Below are 20,313 nucleotides of genomic sequence, written 5' to 3' on the forward strand. Positions count from 1 at the left end.
AAAAAATCGAAGCGCTGTTGCCCTGGAACATGCCGAAAGCAAGCTAGATTAGCAGAACTGACTGTATCGTTTTAGAGGGCTAATATAAGATCGCTTACGCTTTTTTCAGTTCTTTCATGCGCAAACCGATGTTGCCGAGGATGAGCATCAAGCCGCCGATGATTTGGTAGGCGGTTAGTCCCATGTCGAGGAAGTACCAGTTGATCACCGCAGCAAAGACAGGGAACGATAACTCGGCTAAGGTGGCAAGTTGTGCGGGTACGGTTTTGAGCCCTTGGTAGTAAAACCACATGCCGATGAAGCCGCTAAGCAAAGCCATAACAATCGCTAAGCTCAGATCGATCGAGGTCATGGGGGTTAAACTTTCCGACTGCGCCAGTGCCATGGGCAATAACACCAATAAACCCGCCACAAAACGCCCCGACATAATGGCGTTGGCTGGCATGTGTTGATGGGATAAGTATTTGCCACAAACCGTTGCTGCGCCCCAGGCGATCACCGCTATTAGGGTGTAACCATAGCCTTTCATAATGCTTGTTGTGTCACTTGAATAATGCCATTGCGCGTCGCCGAGTTGACGTAAATCCGGCCACATCATCACAAAACTGCCCAGCAAAATGACCGCGGCCCAGCGGACAAACTGCCCTTCAATACGTTCTTTCAGTAACCAATACGCCAACAAAATTGCCACGATGGGTTGCAGCTTTTGCAGCAAAATCACCACGGTAGGATTCAAATAGTGAAAAGCTTCGGTAAACGCCAAGGTGCCCATGGCAGAACCAATACCACCAATAAAGAACAAACAGGAAAAGCCACTAATCGACATATGGCGATACACATGACGATAACGCCACAACATAGGCGCGACAAACAACACCAAGGTAAGGTGTTCGATTAAAACAATTTGCAGAGTAGAATAACCCTCACCCAGTAAAGGGTAACGAATTAACGTATCAAGCGCCCACGTGAAGCACGCGATCATGATAAAGAATGTGCCTGCCATCTTTGGTTTCTCCAATCAGTAAGATGCACAGGGGTGATGAGGAATATACCAAGCCTCTTGCATGGCAAAACACGCAAGATAAAACGCATAAGCAACGCCAACGCAAAGCATCATCACTCCATAGAGAGCAATGACTTTTGTGCTGCTTGGTCGATCTTCTATCATCCGGACTATGACCGTCGGCTCTGGAGTCTCACCAAATCTGCTGACCCTTGCTTCTTAGACAACATGTCTTAAGATGCCTTTCTTAACGTAAGAAACAAGGCGCTCGCGGGCTGTTGATAGATTTTTCAATCCCATCAAATCACCGCCGGTGGGGAATTTCGCCCCGCCCCGAAGTTCGATTAATGTAAAATTTATGGTTTAACTTTAAACCCATCCCCCAGCTTAGGCAATACGTTCAATCAGTACGCAAATGAAATGGTCTGTTTCTTAAGTAACGAAACCGGATGCTATAAACAGCCCAACTAACTTATTATTTGCACACATATTCACAGGGCAGTAAAATTGTGGACCATATAAATCACAAACAATGACAAGGATTTGTTTATGACATACCGCCTGATTAAGCTGGAGAGCTTAATGGAGATGGAATTCTCTTCTGTGGAAGGCCGCTTGGAGCAAATAAACGAGCGTGACTTACATTCTATTCTCCCTAAAGGCATGAATGCTGCGGCGTTACTGGAGCAGGTGTCTGCCGGAGAATACGTTCTCTCTACCGACTTCCCCACAACGCCCTTACTTATTCGTCCAAGTAAAAATCTGGGTGCCAGCAGATGGGAAATCAACCCGGATGCCGAAGCTGGCTTTCAGCCCTCCGCGTTAACCGCCCTGACACAACGTCTTAATATGATGGGGCAAGGTTCCTCATCGGCCGCCTTCGACAATCATAACCGGGGCAATCTTCACCCCGCTAAAGAACCAGATTACACACCAGAACCTGTCGTGCCTGATCGAAGTTCCCGACCGCATCCAGCGCCGCTTGCTTACGAATACAATATTGAAATCGCTTTTTCCGCCAAGAAACCGAGCCTCCCCGTGAATCTGAGTACCGAATTATTCGATACAAAAAATAAAATAGCAAAAGGTAATTGGACCGCAAGCCCGCCCCCCCATGGCACAAAATACACCCTAAAAACCGACTCCAATGCGCCGCACAACTTGAACTTCCGTGCCACTCGAAACACCATGGGGCTTTCTCTAAAAAATGTCACCATGGTGCCATTAGGGTCTGGCAAGGTGAATGATGCCTTTATCCCCATTATGCCCACCGTGCAATTCGGCGAGCGTTTAGGTTTTGCCACCACAGGTTATCTTTACCATTTCAAAGGCAATACCCTCGTCCAAAAATACCAATGGCAAGGTGACGAAACCTTCAGTCCAATGCCTGATAACATGGCCGATTACACCTTCCATCACGCCAGTATGTCATTGTTAGTGTATTGGAAAGTCGCCGGCAAAGTGGTGAAAGACCAATATCTAGTCTACCGAGCTGAGTCTCTGAGCAATACTGAATTAAACCAAGTCTCACCAGAATGGCTAGAACAACACGGTGTGCATTTAGACATCGACGCCTTATTAAAAGTCACCCAAACACCGCTACTGGAAAGAGACAACTACGAAAAAGCAAACATTAAAGCCGACACCACGACCCATACCGTCATAGAAGACCCAAACACACAACAACGGGAAACCTGGGCAGACATTGCCAAACAATACGGTTTATCAGCCAAAGAACTGCTGAACCAAAACCACAGTTACCACGACAACCCACTGGCATTAAAAATCGGCGATACATTAACCATTCAGCTTAGTGAAACGGAAAAGCCCGTGGTCTTTGATCGATTTGAATGCCCGCCAGAAGCGCCCAGCAAATACAACAACCCACACAACAGCCACTATGTGAGTGATGAATCCAGCATCACCGTCACCAACAGCGCGCCCATTCTGACACTGGAAAAACGCAAAGTAAAAAAAGGCCTGCCGCTGGTCAACGTCAAACCCGAACGCATCTTACGCATCGGTGTGTTTTTTGATGGCACAGGACAAAACAATAGAAATGACACTTACAAAGAAGACAATGGCGATAAGTCCCGCTCCAACATCGCGCGACTGTTTGAGGCGTACCCAGAAAAGACAGGGGAATCCGCTAAGATCTATGTCTCGGGTGTTGGTACTCTAGATGGAGCGTGGCAAACGCCAGAGGTGATTGATCGCGGTGAAGATGAAAGCAAACCGTCCAGCGCCATGGGCGTCTATGATGACAACGGTGCATTTCAGAAATGGCAGACTCTCCTAAAAGAATTAGAACGGATAAATACTGCACTACAATTAAATGGACAATATGAATACATAACCCATATCACTTTTGATGTGTTTGGCTTTAGTCGTGGCGCTGCCTTAGCACGACACTTTGTGAACGCGTTAAAAATGGGCTTACCTGACTACACCAAGACCAGAAACAGCAAAGACCTCAGTTCAGTGATGCCAAATTTACTGAGCACAACACAAGGCGGCACCTATAACAGCCTATCGGGTTACCAAGTAGACAAGCAACGCTCTGCCAGTGTGCGCTTTTTGGGATTATTTGACACAGTGGGGTCATTTTACTTGCCCGGTGATAACCGCAATGGGCCTTTTCAACTGCATTTGAACTCCAAAGACGTTGGCAGAGCCTTTCAGATTTGTGCTCATCATGAATACAGAATCAACTTTCCACTGTCCTCGTTAAAAACCAAAGGCAAATTACCGCCTAATTTTTATGAAGAGGTCTTCCCCGGTGCCCATACCGACGTGGGGGGCGGTTATCCCTTTATTAAGCAATACAAGAAAACCGATTTACCAGAGCATTATGGAATCCCCACGAACAATACCTATAATCGAGAGCTTATCAAAACACTATCTTATCAAGATCAAAAAGAGGAATACGCTTATAAAGGCAGGCTCGTGGACTTCGATAAGCTGTTTTATCAGGAACAGCAACGCCACCAAACAGAGTGGGAAGCAGAATGCAAAGCAACTTACGAACAACATGGCAAAGTAGAACAAGAAGACGCTGTCTTGTACTTTTACCGCCTACAACCTATTGATGCTAGTTTAGCCGGACTCGCACAAGAGCGCATGAAACAACAAGCACAAAGGTTTGGGGTTGAGTGGAATGATGATGCCTATGTAAAAGCTTTCGATGAACATGATTACCATGATAGCTTTGCGCAAAATGATGTTTGGCCAATGTTAGCGAATCAAAAACTCGGTAGTATTACTCCTGAGCATTGGCAACGTTTACTTCCAATCGATGCAGTGCATCGTTCTCACGATAAAGTTATCAATCCTGGCTGCGCTACGACACAAGATGAGCTAGTGGACGCTATCGCCAATCTGAAAGCATCTAAGCGCTATCAGCCTGACGAACCAATCAAAACCCCAAACAGGGAAGTGTACGACAATGAATAAAGTCCTATTAATCCTAACAACCTTATTCTTTCTCTCGGGATGCGAGGAAAAGCCCTTTTACGTGGCTAGTATCGGTAATGGCGGCAGCCTAGGTGGCCCTTATGTTATAGGGCCTATTAGTGTCGCCGATGTGTTAGGCGGCGGTGGCGGCTTTGGTTATGGTGCAGTCAATGGCTACCCGGGAGCCAGTGCCGACATTGGTCGTATGGGAGTCCCCAAACACATTGAAGGCTATTGGGCAAAACAAAAACCAAATGCTAAGGGATATGTTGCCTTCTACCGAATTTCCGCCGATATAGACAGCGAGTTAGCGGAAAAAAAGATTCGTACTCTACTGAATTACTACAAAAACTTCGATGAAGAAAATGGCTCAATGCAAGTACTGGTAGAGAGAGAGAGAGTACAAATTTTATACTCTTTATACTGCCCTTCTCATCGTAGGGATTGTAGCGGTAAAGAAGGTGCCGACCCGAATGGTTGGGTGATTGATTCCCCGATAAAAGGTTTAGATGTCGTTGTTCTATTTGATGGCAAAGGTGAGATGTCACCCACCCCGTTCCCTGATTCGCCGTATGCAGATTAAGCTGTGTGCGTTTTGTTGGGTTGTTTGACACAGTGGGCTCGTTTTACTTGCCCGGTGATAACCGCAATGCGCCTTTTAAACTGCATTTGAACTCCAAAGACGTTGGCCGAGCCTTTCAGATTTGTGCTCACCATGAATACAGAATCAACTTTCCACTGACCTCCTTAAAAACCAAAGGTAAATTACCACCTAATTTTTATGAAGAGGTCTTCCCCGGCGCTCATACCGACGTTGGCGGTGGTTATCCGTTTGTTGTTCAATACAATCAGAACCCAATCATTGGGTCGTTCTCCTTCCGATTCTACAGATGTTGTTGTTCTATTTAATGGTAAAGGCGAAATGTCGCCCACCCCACTCCCAGATTCACCGTATTAAGATTAAGCTGCTATTGGTCCTAACCACCTTATTCATGCTCTCGGGGTTTAAAGAAAAGCCTTTTATATGCTGTAACTGAGCGTATAAAGGATGGAATATTTTCTAACACAACAAAAATCTGACCATTTAACCAGTATTGCTATACACTCTTATGCCTAAAAACAACATTCATTGAATAGGATTATTTCAATGCAAACCTCATCAAAAAGCGGCATTTTCTACGCGTTAACAGCGTTTACTCTGTGGGCGATTGCGCCTATCTATTTTAAAGAAATGTCGTTTGTGCCTGCGACGGAAATTCTCGCTCATCGCGTCATTTGGTCTTGCGTCATCGTACTGGTATTGATCCTTTTGCTTCGTTATACCGATGCGATCAAAACCGTTCTGCAATCACGTAAAATGCTATTGGCCATGTTGGTGTCAACGGTGCTGATCGCCGTCAATTGGGGAACGTTTATTTGGGCCATTCAGAATAACAAGATGCTCAGCGCCAGCTTGGGCTATTATATTAACCCGCTGATTAGCATTTTATTGGGCGTGGTTTTCTTCAAAGACAAGCTGGATCGGGTGCGCAAAGCGGCCGTGGTGTTATGCTTTTGTGCGGTTGCCTTTGAAGTGATTCAGTTTGGTTCATTACCTTGGATTGCGCTGGTACTGGCGGTGACATTTGGCTTTTATGGCCTAGTGCGCAAAAAAGTCGCCGTTGATAGTTTTACCGGTATGGCCATCGAAACGGCGCTGCTGCTGCCTTTCGCTCTAACCTATTTAATGCTGAGCCCATCGCCAAGTGCCAACATGTTTGAAAACAGTGCCACATTAAATTGGCTACTGTTTGCAGCCGGCCCTGTGACTATGATTCCACTGATGTGTTTCGCCGCCGCGGCAAACCGAGTCAGCATGGTAACGCTAGGATTCTTCCAGTATATCGGCCCAACTGGCATGTTTTTTCTGGCGGTATTTTTATACGACGAACCATTAAGCCCAGAAAAACTCACCACCTTTGTGTTGATTTGGTCAGCCCTTGCGATGCTCATTTTCGACTCTATTCGTCGTATGCGTAAAGTCAAAACGTCCGCCATTATTTGAGGAAAAGTTTTATGCTCCGTGATCCACATGAAAACAATCCTTGAAGCATCATTATCAACAGACTACCATTTTAAAAAATTGTGATAACTGGAGATACTTATGCGTCCTTCCATTGCTCTTAACCAAAAACGCAATGCTATTCGCCAAGCTGCAAATCGTTTTCACACGGCGAATCCACGCGTTTTTGGGTCAGTGTTATATGGAACAGATAAGGATGGCAGTGACCTTGACCTGCTTGTCGATGCGTTACCTGGTACAACATTGTTCGACCTAGGTGGCTTGCAAGCAGAACTAGAGCTATTACTCGGAATTCATGTTGATTTGCTCACACCAAAAGACTTACCCATTAAATTTCGCGCTCAGGTGCTTGCCGAGGCATTACCTGTATGAACGAAAATCGGCTACCCGATTACCTAGAGCACATGCAGCAGGCCGCAACGGATGCTTGTAGTTTCGTTGAAGGTTTAAATAAAGATGACTTTCAGGAGGATAAGCGTACTCAGCAAGCCGTTATCATGAGTCTAATCATTCTTGGTGAAGCTGCGACAAAAATAATGGATACCTATCCCGAATTTTCACAAGCACACGCTGAAGTCCCATGGCGTAGTATGCGCGGAATGCGAAATCGCATAGCTCATGGTTATTTTGATATCAACCTTGATGTAGTATGGGATACCGTTCAGACAGCACTACCGACATTGCTAAAACAACTACTTAGCATTCAGGACAAGCTCAAAGTCGACAAATAAAATATTGCTCAAAATACCTATGCCCAACTGGCATGTTTTTTCTGGCGGTATTTTTATACGACGAGCCATTAAGCCCAGAAAAACTCACCACTTTTGTGTTGATTTGGTCAGCCCTTGCGATGCTAATTTTCGACTCTATTCGTCGTATGCGTAAAGCCAAAACAACCACACTTATTGATAAAAAAGCGCTTTAAGCCCTCATGATTAGATGACGTATCGCTCGTCATCTAATCTTAACAACCATGATGCAAACTAATAATAATGATTATTAATTAAACGAATGGACATTCGACATCATGAAGACAAGGCTATTAAAAGTTCAGACAACAACACTTAAACCGCTCGTAACGACCATCGGCACTATCATTTTTCTGAGCGCCTGTGCAAATCAACTAAGCACTGAATCCATAACCCCGCCAATAGGTATAGGTTACGAGCTGACCGTTCCCTCGCCAATTGTGTCGTATCCTCTACCTGCTGTGGACAATATTGAAAACAACAGTAACGAACATAAATACGACCCCGACTATAACCCCATTCTTACACTGCTTTCTGGATTTAACCAAGTATGGACGCTAGGAGACGAACAATGGGCAAACGGCAGTGCAAACAGTAAAGGCCCTGCAGATTTTAGTAACGTCAAAATTCTTGACCCAATAGCATGGCAAGAAAACATCGCCTATGTAGTAGAAGTCACTCATAATCGGACGTATCAACAAACACTGGATGCTTATTTGGATGATCGTCGAGACAAGAATGTTAGTGTGATTGATGGCTTCGGACCACTGACTAACGCCTATATAAAAGGCGCTCAAGCACATTCGAATGTGCCGCTGCATACCGTTAACGATGTTACTAGAGCATCGTCCGATCCCGCTTATTTTGACGCCAACGCGACACTGAATTATTCCGAAGGTGGAGATGATGATAAAGCAAAAGGTTTGTCTTCTTCTGAATTAGGCAAGGTCGTTGACTTGGTACATTTGCTTCGTGAAAGTTCAGCTTCCACCTCACCAGCAAAATATGTATTTTCTTCCCCTCGTCCATGGCGCATGAATGACAAAGGACAAGTGGTTCCTTTGGATAATAATAATGACGGAATAGCGGATACAGAAATTCTAGGCGATAAAACATTCGAGCTTTATGATACCAACGTCGCCATCGTTCCCTCTCTTAAATACCAACGCCGTAAAGCAGAAGATGGCCGACGTAAAGATGGCGCTTTCCCAAGTGGTCACACTAACGCGGGGTATCTAGCCTCTTGGGCATACGCATACGCTTTTCCAGAACGCTTTGCCGAAATGATCACTCGTGGATCCGAACTAGGTGAAAGCCGCATTGTAGCGAGTATGCACTCACCATTCGATGTCATCGGCGGACGTATCCAATCTCAAGTCGTCGCGGCAGCTGCCTTGGCAAATAGCCAAAATGCTGAGCTCAAAAAAGCCGCTTATGAGAACTCTGCAGAGTATTTCTCTAAACTCTCTAGTAACCAATCACTTTACGATCTTGCGCACCAGCAAGATTCTTCAGATCGCTGGGCAGACCATGACCACAATAAAGCACTGTATCGCTTCCGTATGACTTATGGCTTTACTCAAGACAAGAGTAAAGCAGGACAAGCGCCTATCGTTCCAAAAGGTGCTGAAGTACTACTGGAAACACGCCAGCCTTATTTAACAGCTGAACAACGCCGTGCTGTGTTGTATACCACTTCCATTGATTCCGGCTACCCAGTGTTAGACGAATCAAACGGGTGGGGGCGATTGGATTATATCACCGCAGCGGATGGATACGGCGCGTTCCTTGGCGATGTCACGGTGACCATGGACGCTGATAAAGGTCGATTTAATGCCCATGACTGGTGGCGTAACGACATCAGTGGCAAAGGCTTATTAACCAAGCAAGGCACGGGCTGGTTGACCCTAACAGGCAACAATAGCTACAGCGGTGGAACGCATTTAAAAGCAGGGGTACTAGAGGCGCAATCCCGTACTGCGCTTGGTTCTGGCAATGTGTTTATAGAGAACGGGGTTTTGTTAATCGATAGCGGGCTGAATGTGAACAACTTGCAACAGCAAGGCGGCATGCTCACGATCCATCTAGACCAAGCTAACGAGCCTGCTCTCACAGTAAAAAATACCGCCATGATTCAAGAGGGTAGCTTGGTCGTTGATGCACTCGCCAAACCACAGGTCGGTGATCGTATCCCTCTCATTAAGGCTAAATACTGGCGTGGAAAATTTGAACAAGTACTCACAAAAGGCTTTAAAGCCAAGGTTGAGTACAATAACGACGGAGTAGATCTCCTCGTAACGGAATAGACGTAACGAAACATAACTCAAAGGGCGAAAGGCAGAACAGCCATTCGCCCTTTTTTTATTCCTCACCGTAAAAAATGAACTGTTTTTGTCATCAACAAGGAAGCTTTGCAGTAACGCATTGCTTGGCCTATTTATTTACCCTTAAATCTCTATTGTTAGGAACATCGTTAGACACAGAGGATTCTTAACATGCACTTTAATGTCCAAAAAATCTTTGCTAAAACCTTTGCAACGATTTTTTTCACTCTTGCAGGCTTCGTGGTTCTTGCCAGTTTTGGCGGTGCCATCAATGAATATCGCCATGGTGAAAGCCTTACTCAGGTGATTATCAAAATCATTAATTCAAATATTATCGCAATCGCGGTGTTTGAACTGGCGATGGTGATCAATAAAGAATACGGCAGTGACAATGAACATGACGTTATTGTCTTACTCAGACGCACTTTACCGCGCTTTATTGGCACCGTTTGCGTGGCGATGGCATTAGAAGGCCTAATCATGGTGATTAAATACAGCCAGCTCGATATGGCAGGCAATTTATACTACCCTGTCGCCATCGTTATAAGCGCAGGTTTCCTGCTCATTTCTTTGGGTGTTTTTCTAAAGTACGCCCCTCGTGGACACTAAGTGCGTTAGAATGAAAATAACAAAAAAAGACATCTATTATAACTATTAGGTATTTAAAAACGCTGTTTTTTGTTTATTTTTAAGGGGCTAAGCCCCACAATCGCGCCATGTTTGGCTATTGATTATAGATAATGAATATCATCTCGTTTGACGCACTAAGAACCCTCCATTTACCTCAGGTTAAATACATTAAACCCGAGTCTATGTACGATCATTTGGAGGAAATCAAAGAGGCAGATTGGCTACTATTCCCACAATACTGGCAGCTTACCGCGTTGGTTCATGGGCTAAAAAAGCGTATTTTTCCAAGCCTTGCGTCATACATGATAGGACACGATAAAGTCGAAATGACACGCACATTTCGAACGGTCGTGCCGCATCAGCATCCTTATACGATCATAGCCGCCAATACACCTTACGAGGCGGATAAAATTTGGGACGAAATGCCGTCGCCTTTTGTTGCCAAGATTCCTCGTAGCAGTATGGGAAATGGTGTGTTTTTAATCGAAACACCGAGCCAGTGGCGCGATTATGTGGCGAAAACAGATGTCTTGTACGCGCAAGAATATCTACCAATAGACAGAGACATGCGCGTTATTTGGGTAGGCAATAAGATTGTCAGTGGTTACTGGCGTCTACAGTCAGACAATGGTTTCCACAACAACATCAGCCAAGGCGGACAAGTGGAAGTGGCATTGATTCCCAAAGAAGCCCAAGACTTAGTGACCTTTTTGGCGCAATCTCTCGACATTAACCACGCTGGCTTCGACATCGCCATGGTCGGATCTGTGCCCTACGTGATTGAAATAAATCGCATTTTTGGTAACCAAGGGCTGCCAAATATTCAGCAAGATGTGAACACAGAACTGCTCAGTTATCTAAACGAACAGTATTTATTATCAACCGCCATGTTGATCGATCAGCCAAGCGGATTTTAATAATCACGACACCAAAGCTAGCTCTGCCGAGCTAGCTTTATCATCACGTTCAAAGACGTGTTTAAGGCTTTGGCAACATCTGCCCGAACACGAGCTTTGGCGGTACAGTCGTTTATCGCCGCCGCGTATTCAGTGAACAGTTTTCTTTCGGAATATCGCTCGTTAAGATGACGAAAAAACGTCACTTTTTGTCGATCAAACAAATTTTGCATTAACTTTGCCTGATCCGTATTCCCGCCGTACATGTTTAATAACATGGGCGTTATCACATCATTTTGTAGAAAATCGCGGTAAGCCGATAAACCTTTGTGAACCAAATCCATGTCTTCCACGGTGTAATGACTGGCAAACTCATCTAATTTCAAATCCACAAATTCCACCAAAGCACGGCAAGCATTCAGTTCGTTAATCGACGCTTTGCTCGCCGCAAATAGTGGCGAGCAAAGTAAAACAAGGATAAAGAATAGATTATTATAGTTTTTCAAAGCTCTTCTCCTTTTTATTATTTTCCATTTTGAATAAAAAACAATCAACTAAATGACAATACGCCATTTCAGCAAACGAAGGAAGATTGGAACAGAAACATATTACAAGCAAACATTGCTACGGTTTGACCCATTTAAAACAAAAACCGCTAGCACCTTGCAGGTACTAACGGTTTTTTTAGCATTATTATTTAAAAGTACGCTTAGCTCTTTGCTAAAGTGAAATGCGCCATGGTGTCTCTCATTACCGCACTTTGACTGCTTAACTGTTCGGCCGCTGCCGCGCCTTCAACGGAAGCGGCGGCATTGAGCTCGACGACATCGCCAACGGATACAATTGCACGTGTTACTTCATCGACTGCCAGTGCTTGCTCGCCACTGGCAGAGGCAATTTTCGTCACCAAATCCGTGGTTTCGTTAATGCCGTCAAACACCGCTTGAAGCGCTTGAGCCGTATTTTGTGCGATGGCAACACCGCTTTCAGTTTTAGCAGAAGAAAGCTGGATCAACTTAGCGGTTTCCATGGCTGCCGCGGTACTTCTTGATGCCAAGCCACGCACTTCGTCAGCCACCACCGCAAAGCCACGACCCTGCTCACCCGCTCTCGCGGCTTCAATCGCAGCGTTTAGCGCTAATAAATTGGTCTGTTCGGCGATTTCATCGATGGTTTTAATAAAACCTGCAATGCTTTGTCCTGCGTCTTTTATTTCGTTCATTGCCGTTACCATGTCTTGCATGTGCGACTGGCCTTGTGCAACCGCTTTTTGTGCCGTAAGGGCCAATTGACTGGCTTGTTTTGCCCCTGTTGCGTTCTCATTGGTCTGTACTGACAACTCTTCGAGGGCAGCAGAAATGGTCTGTAAATTGTCTTTTTGCTGATTCGCACCTTCGGCAAGCGATTGACTAAAGCTGGATACTTGTGAGCTGCCAGCGGCAATTTGATCCCCAGAACTTTGGATTTCTGACAAGACATTGTTAAGGTTTTTGACCATGTCTCTCAATGCCTTGCCCAATACGTCTTTATCAGACGCTAATACTACTTTGGACGATAAATCCCCATCGGCAATGCTTTGTGCAAGGCGCGCTTTGTCTCGCAAACTCCCTACCATCACTTTCACAGCGGCATACAAACTGGCATTGTCTTCATTATTATTGGGTAAATCGATATCTAGATCGCCCTCCGAGACACGTCTTGCAATATTAGTGACCATCATAGGATCGCCACCCAAGCTTTGTAGAGTAGAACGAGTAATAAAGAGAGCGGTCGCTATGCCAAATACGATGGCTAAAACGACCATCACTTCAATGACAATAATCGCGGTCGAATTACTTTGTTGTAATTCAGGCCCAAGAATATCTTGCTCTTGTTGGAAGGATGCTTTTAGCTCTTCCGCCATTTTGGCCACTAAAGGACCCGTTTGATTTAATTTCTCGTCTACCAGCACATTACGTTCAAATTGCGTTTTTACCACAGCATCAAAGCCCTGTTCGTAGAGCACTGCACTGCTTATTGCTTCATCTAGTAAGTTGATACGCTGAGGGTTTTCAAGTTCTTTCTTCAAAATTTGAAACTGTGCATTCATTTCTGCAAATTCTTTGTGCACATTGTCAACGGCTTCTTGTGTACTGTAGTCTAAGAACTTTAAAGCATTTACTCGGGCCAGTAGCATGCTTCGCATGGCTAACGACGCGTGATAAGCCGCAAACATATCACCATCGTCTTTCGCTGAAACCAATATTTTGGTTAAGTCTCTCTCCACAATAGGGCCATAAAGATTTAACACATTATTGACCAGTTCATTTCTTTGCTTTTGCAGAGTAGTAACCGCAATAAAGCCTTGATTATACTCCTTTAAGCTGACTGCAATATTATTAATGATTTTGACCCGTTCAGGGTTCTTTATGTTCGCTATCGCCTGATCTACATGTTGCTGAGTTTCTTGCAAATACTGATCAAACGTACGTTTGTCTTCTTCATCAGACGTCAGTAAAAAATCTTTTACTTTAAGACGAACCATCAGCATGCGCTCTTCAACTTGACTGACTGCATTGGTGGATCTTGCAAGCGAGCGATACTGTTCAAAACCTGACGATGCCGTATTCAAAGCAAAATAAGCAGCAACGCCTACAAAACTAAGTAGTACAAGCACCACAAAAAAACCCAAATACAATTTCCGCGAAAAACTGAGCATGATAAAAAATCTCCTATAAAATACCATCTGAACAATAGAGCATGCGGTAAAAAACACCGCATGATTCATGTTATGTTTTGTCACACGACTGTAAGCGAAACATTACAAGGGGTTACATTTAATAAAAGCCTTTAAACCCACTTTTATCTCATTTCGCTCTATTTTCCTTGAATAGAGAGGAGCTCTTCATATCTTTTTGCCTATACTTACAAAAAACGGCAAAGTATCGCGATAAAGGTTCAATAATTTACATAAATAAACATTTAATAGCCCTGAAATAACCTAAAACTTCTGCCATATTTAGAGCGGCGTCTCGTTATTTATCAGCTTGAGGATCGTAAAATGCTTTTTCTTAAAGGACATAAAGAAAAAACACCACAGCACAAAACAGAATATACAATTGATTGTGAAAACGAATTAACAGCCATCAAAAAGAACACGGCGGCTATCAGCTTTACCAAAGAAGGCATCATTCTTGATGCCAATGAGCTGTTTCTTAAGGCTGTAGGCTACAGACTAGAACAAATTGTCGGCAAACATCACAAACTCTTCTGTGATGAGAAATATACTCGCTCACCAGAGTATAAAAAATTTTGGTCGGATCTATCCTCAGGGCAGTCTTTACATGGTACGTTTTTACGTTTCAAAGCAGACCATTCTTCTATCCATTTAGAAGCCAGTTATTTTCCAATCGTTGACGACAGCGGTAATGTGGTCAAAATACTGAAAATTGCCAACGATATTAGTGAAAAACAAAAATCGCTTGATGATAAAATTGCGGTTTTAAAAGCCTTAGATACTTCCTTGGCGGTGATTGAATTCGATCCCAAAGGCAACATATTAACCGCCAACCAAAACTTTCTTAAAACCATGAAATACAAGTTTGAAGACATTCAAAACAAACACCATAAAGTGTTTTGCGATGATAAGTTCTATAAAGACAACCCAAATTTTTGGTCAGACTTAGCAAAAGGCAAGCATTCATCAGGCCGTTTCCAACGTTTTGACGGTAATGGAAATATTATCTGGCTAGAAGCGACTTATAACCCTATTTATGATGAAGATGGCAAAGTCTACAAGGTCATAAAGTTCGCTTCGGACATAACGGATCGCGTTAACGCGGCTTTTAATGCCGTCAATTTGGCCGCCGCTACTTCAGAACAAACCAGCCATGTGTCCTCTAATGCGGTGAGTATTCTTAAAGCCTCGGTCAGAACCTCAAAAGAAATTGTTGAAAATATTAAAAAGGCCTCAGCAACGGGTGAACAACTCAAACTGCAATCGAAAAGCATCGCCGATATTGTCGTCACCATACGCTCTATTGCGGATCAAACCAACTTACTCGCATTAAACGCCGCGATTGAAGCCGCACGTGCTGGCGACGCAGGCAGAGGCTTCTCTGTGGTAGCAGACGAAGTTCGAAAACTGGCCAGTAACACGGCCGTTGCTACCGCGGAAATTACCAACGTGGTTGAACAAAACCACAAGTTGATCAATGAAATAGATATCATGCTAAGAGAAGTGAGTGGCACCGCTTTGCACGGCAGAGAGAGTATTATCGAAGTATCCAATGGTCTTGATGAAATCACCAAAGGCGTCTCTCGCTTTTTAGAAATGGTTGAAACCATGAAGCCCTAACTAATAGGATGCAATCTTTAGCTTGTAAACAGTTGAAACTTACCAAGAGAATGAGGATGGAAATCAGGAGAATAAAAGCCTGTGAGGCAATGTCATGGTCAACGTTAAGAGTCGACTTTCTGCCTGCCATAAAAGACATTAGCCAAGGGGAAGTTGATGCTTTTTTTCAAGGAAACGACTCAAATCAAGAAAATATTTCCAACGTGAAAGAGGTCTTGGTGGCGCTTGATGACTCACAAAAGATGGTCGGATTTATCGAGCTAAACCTTCGCAACAATGTACCTGGTAGCAGTCAGCAAACCACGCCCTATATTGAAGCTTGGTTTGTCTCACCAGATTGCCAAGGACAAGGCATTGGCAAAGCTCTAATTCATGCCGCTGAAGAATGGGCCAAACAACAAGGTTTTCAGGAACTTGGCAGCGACGCCCCGATTACTAATGAGAAAAGCGTGAACCTTCACAAACAACTTGGCTTTAATGAAATAGAACGTGTGGTGTGCTTGCTCAAGGTATTAGATTAAGATATCAAGAGGCACTTCCCCTGCCTGCCTTCATAGTAAGAAAAATACTGATCCCTATCACATAATGCCTTGCAGGAAGAAGATGACGATTGATGACAAAATACAGCTCGCCATGCAGCATTTTCGAGCGGAGCAATATCAAGACGCTAAAAAGCTTTTTCAAGGTGTTTATGAACAAGCTCCTGAGTTTATTATTCCGCAAATCTATCTCGCTCAGTTGGCGGTCTTAGAAGGTATAGGAAGTACATGGATTGAAAGGCTTGAAGCTCTGTTACTTGAAAAACCTTACATCCATGAGGCGTATCATATTTTAGGGCATTGTTATCAACAAAATCGCTTATTGCCCCAAGCTTCCCAAGCCTTTCATCAGGCGCTTGGGACTTTTTACCTTCAGCCTTCCGCCTTTACCGCTGTGTCGCCTCAGCCACGAAAAACACCCCCAGGGTTTGATCGCGCTGCGGCGGAGTCCTTACTTTGGTCGACACTCGTTGCATTGAAACAACACAATATTTATGCCTTTGCTACCGCTGGTACCTTACTCGGCCTTGAGCGCACAGGGCAATTACTAGAAAACGACAAAGACATAGATATTGGTATCGATTGGCAGCAAATGCCCGACACCATTAAGGCATTGACGGCACTAGGTTGGCAGGAAACATCGCGCTCGTATGGTTTGATCAACCCTCGCTGTTTTAAACACCTAGCTTCTGGCATCACCATGGATGTATGCGGGTATGGCACCGAGCTTCCTTCAGGTGACACCATATCAGGACTTTGGATGGATCAGGTTCCCTTTGATTGGAACCGCATCACTTATTTCCCCCCGATTCAGCTTAACGCCAAAATGTCTCCTGCCGGTGAAATATGGCATTTAACAGCACCCGATGCGTTTTTAACCGCCCTTTATGGCGAACATTGGCGTATTCCAGATCCGTATTTCGACACCATAGTATCCGCCGCCAACTTACGGCATTTTTCTTGGCTCGCGCTGTGTTATGGCTACTCACATCTTTACAGTGAATGGAGCAAAGGCAACACACAAAAAGCGCTGAGCATCCTTTCTACCTTGCGGCGGCATCAGGCAGACGATCCATTACTGTCCGCCATCGAGAAACACCTTCAGACAATCCAGAAGAACCAGCCGCCAATCCAGAAAAGTCAGCAAGAGCGCGTACTCGCATTAGGCTACTTCGATCTATTCCATCAAGGGCATCTCAACTATCTGAATTACGCCAAACAACAAGGCGATATTCTTGTGGTCGGGGTGGCTCCCGATGCCTTTGGCAAACAAAGTAAAGGCTACGCTCCCGTCATGCCAGAACAAGACCGCATGGCCATACTCAGTGCCTTATCTGTTGTCAGCGAAGTACATCTGGTTGGTGCGCCTATGTCTCAAACCGAAGCCGCCGCCCGATGGATCGCCTCTCTCAAGATCAACAAGGTGATTTGTGGCGAAGAATGGCAAGGTAGTGAGCGTTGGAACGCCCTTAGCGAACGCTTAGGCCAAGACCATATTCACGTCGTATACGCCCCACGCACTGCAAACGTGTCAACCACTGACTTGAAAAATCACATCCTAAAAACGCTTAACGAGACACACGCCAAATAAGTAATATCTTACTGTGATAGCTGAGTTTTATGTTGAATCAATCAGATGGGACGAATTGCAAGAAAATAAGCTGGCTGGATACCACTAAATAAGACGCCATCATATTGTTTCGTAGTGAAAAAATGGCAAAACTACTGAACGTAATTGCATACGCCGTTAGACAAATTATCTATTCTATCGCTTTTCAAATAAAGTTAGATTAACCTAATAAAAATACACTGATGCCAATTCCTCTTACTAATTTTAAAAAGGAATACTTAAGGACTTAATGCAATGTTCACTAAATTGACACCAATAAATAAAGAACAGCACGCTAACTTAAAAGTGAAGACCATTGAAAGTTTCGATTTTGCCAGCAAATTTCATATCGCGTCGGTAATGGTGCATGAGTTTGTTAAGGCGGCATCGGTATATCCGATTGTTTTTTTAGAAGACAAGTCTCAGGATGAATTTAAACCTGTTGCTTTACTTGGCCTAGATGAAGGCGAAAACCTGTTCATTGGTGAAGATGGCAAATGGCAAGCATCTTACATTCCTGCGATCATTCGTCGCTACCCATTCGCTTTGGCTAAAAATCCCGATCAAGACAACTTTACGGTATGCATTGATGAAGACAGTAAGTATGTGGGCACAGAAGACGGTCAACCACTGTTCAATGATCAAGGGGAACCAACGGAAGTTATTGAAAATGTAAAACGCTATTTAGGCGAACTACAACAAATGGAAGAGTTTACTAAAGCCTTTTGCCACTTTTTGACTGAGAACAACTTGTTCACGTCACTAAACATGCGTGTTAAAGCCGCCGATCAGATCAAAAACGTTACCGGTTGCTACGTGATCAATGAAGAGCGTCTAAACAACCTTTCTGATAAAAAATTCCTTGAAATTAAAGAAAAGGGTTATTTAGCCCCGCTTTATTCCCACCTTACTTCTCTTTATCAAATTGAGCGTCTAGCCTTGCTTAAACAAGGTTTCAGTGCCATTGAAACACCTCAGCAAGCAAAAAGTAGCCTGCAATAAGCTAACGTCTCCTATATTAGAGTTCATAAAAGCCGTTTCAAATGTCTATTTAAGACGGCTTCTGTTTATGAGGACTGAAAAAACAAACGACAGACTAAGCCTTCTACAGTAAACAGCAAACCTCACATCGAAGCTTGGTTTGTGTTACCGGATTACCAACGAAAAAAGCGCCAACCCTCACAAAAAACTTAGCTTTAACGAAATAAAACGCGTGGTGTGTTTGCTGAAACCTTTGGCGTAAAAAACAAAACCCCAGCGGTTAACTGAGGTTTTGAGAGGTTAAAATCAGGCGTTTCTAACGAATGCGACTACCAACCGCGACGGTCGGCGAAGTCGTGCCATTTCATGATCATTGGCAAAAACCAAGGTTTCCCGGTGTAAAGCGGACGTGTATTGAACGGAAACTGGTCGAAAGACGTTTTTCCTTCCGCTTGATTCAACACCTGTTGGGCGATTTTACGACCAAAATAATTCGCACGGCCCACACCCGAACCGCAATATCCCATGGCATAGTGCATGTCGTCCATCTTGCCAATGTGTGGCACATGGTCAAAAGTATACGCCACATAACCTGACCAAGCGTAATCAATTTTCGCATCTTCCAACTGAGGAAAAGTGCGAATCATAAAGTCTTGCAGGTATTTTGAATACAGCTGTGGCTGATCGCCACGGCCAAAGGCACGACCACCGAACAAGATGCGTTTGCCGTCTGGTGAGGGTCGATAATAGGCCACCAAACGCTCAGTACCGCCATGAGCACGTAATTTCGGGCTCACAGAACGAATCACAGATTCAGGCAACTCCTCGGTGGCAATCATCGCGGAACGAATCGGAATCACACGACGTTTGAATTTATCAAACTCGCCGCCAGTGTAACCATTTGTCGCAATAATGACTTGATCGGCATCGATCTTGCCCCCATCGTATGTCACTGTGTGGCGATTACCTTGTTTATTGATGCCTCGAACCTTGGTGTGTTCTAGCATGAATACACCCGCTTGCTGAGCGATATGACACAATCCGCGGTGTAACTTAGCGGGCTGTAAGGTACCGTCGGTCGGGTAGATTACCCCACCGTAATAGGCATTAGAGCCTACCTCGTCAAATTGATCCTGACGACTCACCGCAATCGCTGGAAAATCCACGACTTTCGCCAATTCTTCCGCTTGTTCGATCAAACCTGCGTAGTGACTCGGATGACTGGCCCCACGAAAACGACCACACAAGGACAAATCACAATCAATCTGCTCTTCTTTGATAAAGTCCACCAGCCAATTAAACGCCACCAGACTCTCTCGAATGGTCGAATGCACATTGTCTCGACCGTATTGTCGCTCCAGACCGTCGACGCCTAATTTACTAAAACTCGGCCCAAGCAAACCACCATTTCGACAACTTGCGCCTTCACCTAAACGCCCCGCTTCCAGCAAAACCACGTTGAGTCCCGCTCGTGCCAAGGTAATGGCCGCAGAGATACCCGTAAAGCCACCACCGACAATCACCACGTCGGCTTTTTGTGGGAGTTCAAAGCGAGCATTTGAGTGAATCTTGCTTGCCAAAGACGTATCGGCCAACCAAAAAGGCATGTTGGTGTACGTCGATCTGTTTTTTGCCAACATATCGATTTCATTCCATAAAATAAGGGTAAGTTCGTATTTTTTCTTTAACCGCCAAGCTCAATCTTTGAACGATGTCGCGAGCGCTGCCATC

18 protein-coding genes and 1 riboswitch are annotated in these 20,313 nt (G+C 44.5%); of the genes, 14 read left to right on the forward strand and 4 right to left on the reverse strand.

Annotation, left to right across the window (positions count from 1 at the left end):
• Window positions 1–94: 94 nt before the first annotated feature.
• Window positions 95–1,003 carry a DMT family transporter gene (locus DK187_RS01835; protein WP_111605637.1) on the reverse strand — a complete coding sequence of 303 codons (909 nt, stop codon included), beginning with the start codon at window positions 1,001–1,003 and terminating at the stop codon, window positions 95–97.
• 149 nt (window positions 1,004–1,152) lie between these two features.
• Window positions 1,153–1,348, reverse strand: a riboswitch (FMN riboswitch).
• A 204-nt stretch (window positions 1,349–1,552) separates the two neighbouring features.
• On the opposite strand from DK187_RS01835, the gene DK187_RS01840 reads away from it, so the two are divergent.
• The 10 genes from DK187_RS01840 (at window position 1,553) to DK187_RS01885 (ending at window position 11,138) form a co-directional block, all read left to right on the forward strand.
• Window positions 1,553–4,456, forward strand: coding sequence for a phospholipase effector Tle1 domain-containing protein (locus DK187_RS01840; protein ID WP_111605638.1), 2,904 nt, complete (start codon window positions 1,553–1,555; stop codon window positions 4,454–4,456).
• A complete protein-coding gene (locus DK187_RS01845; RefSeq protein ID WP_111605639.1) occupies window positions 4,449–5,039 on the forward strand; it encodes a hypothetical protein in 591 nt (196 codons plus the stop codon). The genes DK187_RS01840 and DK187_RS01845 overlap by 8 nt, the downstream gene beginning before the upstream one ends.
• 5 nt (window positions 5,040–5,044) lie before the next feature.
• Window positions 5,045–5,365 (forward strand): phospholipase effector Tle1 domain-containing protein, encoded by a 321-nt coding sequence (locus tag DK187_RS01850; RefSeq protein ID WP_111605640.1) that lies wholly within the window; start codon window positions 5,045–5,047, stop codon window positions 5,363–5,365.
• Between the two features lie 238 nt (window positions 5,366–5,603).
• Complete coding sequence (gene rarD / locus DK187_RS01855; RefSeq protein WP_111605641.1) at window positions 5,604–6,500, forward strand: EamA family transporter RarD; 897 nt, start codon at window positions 5,604–5,606, stop codon at window positions 6,498–6,500.
• A gap of 99 nt (window positions 6,501–6,599) precedes the next feature.
• On the forward strand, window positions 6,600–6,890 hold the full coding sequence (locus tag DK187_RS01860; protein ID WP_111605642.1) for a nucleotidyltransferase family protein: 291 nt from the start codon (window positions 6,600–6,602) through the stop codon (window positions 6,888–6,890).
• A complete protein-coding gene (locus tag DK187_RS01865; protein ID WP_111605643.1) occupies window positions 6,887–7,249 on the forward strand; it encodes a HepT-like ribonuclease domain-containing protein in 363 nt (120 codons plus the stop codon). Before DK187_RS01860 ends, DK187_RS01865 begins: the two co-directional genes overlap by 4 nt.
• Before the next feature lie 32 nt (window positions 7,250–7,281).
• On the forward strand, window positions 7,282–7,443 hold the full coding sequence (locus DK187_RS01870; RefSeq protein ID WP_223232275.1) for a hypothetical protein: 162 nt from the start codon (window positions 7,282–7,284) through the stop codon (window positions 7,441–7,443).
• A gap of 102 nt (window positions 7,444–7,545) precedes the next feature.
• Window positions 7,546–9,573 carry a phosphatase PAP2 family protein gene (locus DK187_RS01875; RefSeq protein ID WP_111605644.1) on the forward strand — a complete coding sequence of 676 codons (2,028 nt, stop codon included), beginning with the start codon at window positions 7,546–7,548 and terminating at the stop codon, window positions 9,571–9,573.
• 189 nt (window positions 9,574–9,762) lie between these two features.
• Window positions 9,763–10,200, forward strand: coding sequence for a hypothetical protein (locus tag DK187_RS01880; RefSeq protein WP_111605645.1), 438 nt, complete (start codon window positions 9,763–9,765; stop codon window positions 10,198–10,200).
• 131 nt (window positions 10,201–10,331) lie between these two features.
• Window positions 10,332–11,138 (forward strand): ATP-grasp domain-containing protein, encoded by an 807-nt coding sequence (locus tag DK187_RS01885; RefSeq protein ID WP_111605646.1) that lies wholly within the window; start codon window positions 10,332–10,334, stop codon window positions 11,136–11,138.
• Window positions 11,139–11,155: 17 nt separating this feature from the next.
• On the opposite strand, the gene DK187_RS01890 is transcribed toward DK187_RS01885, so the two are convergent.
• Entirely contained in the window at window positions 11,156–11,623 is a 468-nt protein-coding gene (locus DK187_RS01890) for a hypothetical protein (RefSeq protein ID WP_111605647.1), read from the reverse strand.
• Between the two features lie 203 nt (window positions 11,624–11,826).
• Entirely contained in the window at window positions 11,827–13,815 is a 1,989-nt protein-coding gene (locus tag DK187_RS01895) for a HAMP domain-containing methyl-accepting chemotaxis protein (protein WP_162623467.1), read from the reverse strand.
• Window positions 13,816–14,157: 342 nt separating this feature from the next.
• Here DK187_RS01895 and DK187_RS21465 point away from each other — a divergent pair, with 342 nt between their 5' ends.
• From DK187_RS21465 to DK187_RS01915, 4 genes are all read left to right on the forward strand, one after another.
• On the forward strand, window positions 14,158–15,453 hold the full coding sequence (locus DK187_RS21465; protein WP_111605649.1) for a methyl-accepting chemotaxis protein: 1,296 nt from the start codon (window positions 14,158–14,160) through the stop codon (window positions 15,451–15,453).
• A 56-nt stretch (window positions 15,454–15,509) separates the two neighbouring features.
• Window positions 15,510–15,974 (forward strand): GNAT family N-acetyltransferase, encoded by a 465-nt coding sequence (locus DK187_RS01905; protein WP_223232274.1) that lies wholly within the window; start codon window positions 15,510–15,512, stop codon window positions 15,972–15,974.
• An 82-nt stretch (window positions 15,975–16,056) separates the two neighbouring features.
• Window positions 16,057–17,583, forward strand: coding sequence for an adenylyltransferase/cytidyltransferase family protein (locus tag DK187_RS01910; protein WP_204355565.1), 1,527 nt, complete (start codon window positions 16,057–16,059; stop codon window positions 17,581–17,583).
• A 273-nt stretch (window positions 17,584–17,856) separates the two neighbouring features.
• Complete coding sequence (locus tag DK187_RS01915) at window positions 17,857–18,603, forward strand: SapC family protein (protein WP_111605652.1); 747 nt, start codon at window positions 17,857–17,859, stop codon at window positions 18,601–18,603.
• A 308-nt stretch (window positions 18,604–18,911) separates the two neighbouring features.
• Here DK187_RS01915 and DK187_RS01925 read toward each other — a convergent pair whose 3' ends face one another.
• Window positions 18,912–20,222 carry an NAD(P)/FAD-dependent oxidoreductase gene (locus DK187_RS01925; RefSeq protein ID WP_111605653.1) on the reverse strand — a complete coding sequence of 437 codons (1,311 nt, stop codon included), beginning with the start codon at window positions 20,220–20,222 and terminating at the stop codon, window positions 18,912–18,914.
• Window positions 20,223–20,313 lie beyond the last annotated feature (91 nt).

It is taken from the genome of Marinomonas arctica, assembly GCF_003259225.1.
GTDB lineage: Bacteria > Pseudomonadota > Gammaproteobacteria > Pseudomonadales > Marinomonadaceae > Marinomonas > Marinomonas arctica.

Bases quoted from the DNA above. Each gene is read 5' to 3' on its own strand.
- DK187_RS01835 (WP_111605637.1), bottom strand. From the start codon at position 1,003: ATGGCAGGCACATTCTTTATCATGATCGCGTGCTTCACGTGGGCGCTT.
- DK187_RS01840 (WP_111605638.1), top strand. From the start codon at position 1,553: ATGACATACCGCCTGATTAAGCTGGAGAGCTTAATGGAGATGGAATTC.
- DK187_RS01845 (WP_111605639.1), top strand. From the start codon at position 4,449: ATGAATAAAGTCCTATTAATCCTAACAACCTTATTCTTTCTCTCGGGA.
- rarD (WP_111605641.1), top strand. From the start codon at position 5,604: ATGCAAACCTCATCAAAAAGCGGCATTTTCTACGCGTTAACAGCGTTT.
- DK187_RS01860 (WP_111605642.1), top strand. From the start codon at position 6,600: ATGCGTCCTTCCATTGCTCTTAACCAAAAACGCAATGCTATTCGCCAA.
- DK187_RS01865 (WP_111605643.1), top strand. From the start codon at position 6,887: ATGAACGAAAATCGGCTACCCGATTACCTAGAGCACATGCAGCAGGCC.
- DK187_RS01870 (WP_223232275.1), top strand. From the start codon at position 7,282: ATGTTTTTTCTGGCGGTATTTTTATACGACGAGCCATTAAGCCCAGAA.
- DK187_RS01875 (WP_111605644.1), top strand. From the start codon at position 7,546: ATGAAGACAAGGCTATTAAAAGTTCAGACAACAACACTTAAACCGCTC.
- DK187_RS01880 (WP_111605645.1), top strand. From the start codon at position 9,763: ATGCACTTTAATGTCCAAAAAATCTTTGCTAAAACCTTTGCAACGATT.
- DK187_RS01885 (WP_111605646.1), top strand. From the start codon at position 10,332: ATGAATATCATCTCGTTTGACGCACTAAGAACCCTCCATTTACCTCAG.
- DK187_RS01895 (WP_162623467.1), bottom strand. From the start codon at position 13,815: ATGCTCAGTTTTTCGCGGAAATTGTATTTGGGTTTTTTTGTGGTGCTT.
- DK187_RS21465 (WP_111605649.1), top strand. From the start codon at position 14,158: ATGCTTTTTCTTAAAGGACATAAAGAAAAAACACCACAGCACAAAACA.
- DK187_RS01905 (WP_223232274.1), top strand. From the start codon at position 15,510: ATGGAAATCAGGAGAATAAAAGCCTGTGAGGCAATGTCATGGTCAACG.
- DK187_RS01910 (WP_204355565.1), top strand. From the start codon at position 16,057: ATGACGATTGATGACAAAATACAGCTCGCCATGCAGCATTTTCGAGCG.
- DK187_RS01915 (WP_111605652.1), top strand. From the start codon at position 17,857: ATGTTCACTAAATTGACACCAATAAATAAAGAACAGCACGCTAACTTA.
- DK187_RS01925 (WP_111605653.1), bottom strand. From the start codon at position 20,222: ATGTTGGCAAAAAACAGATCGACGTACACCAACATGCCTTTTTGGTTG.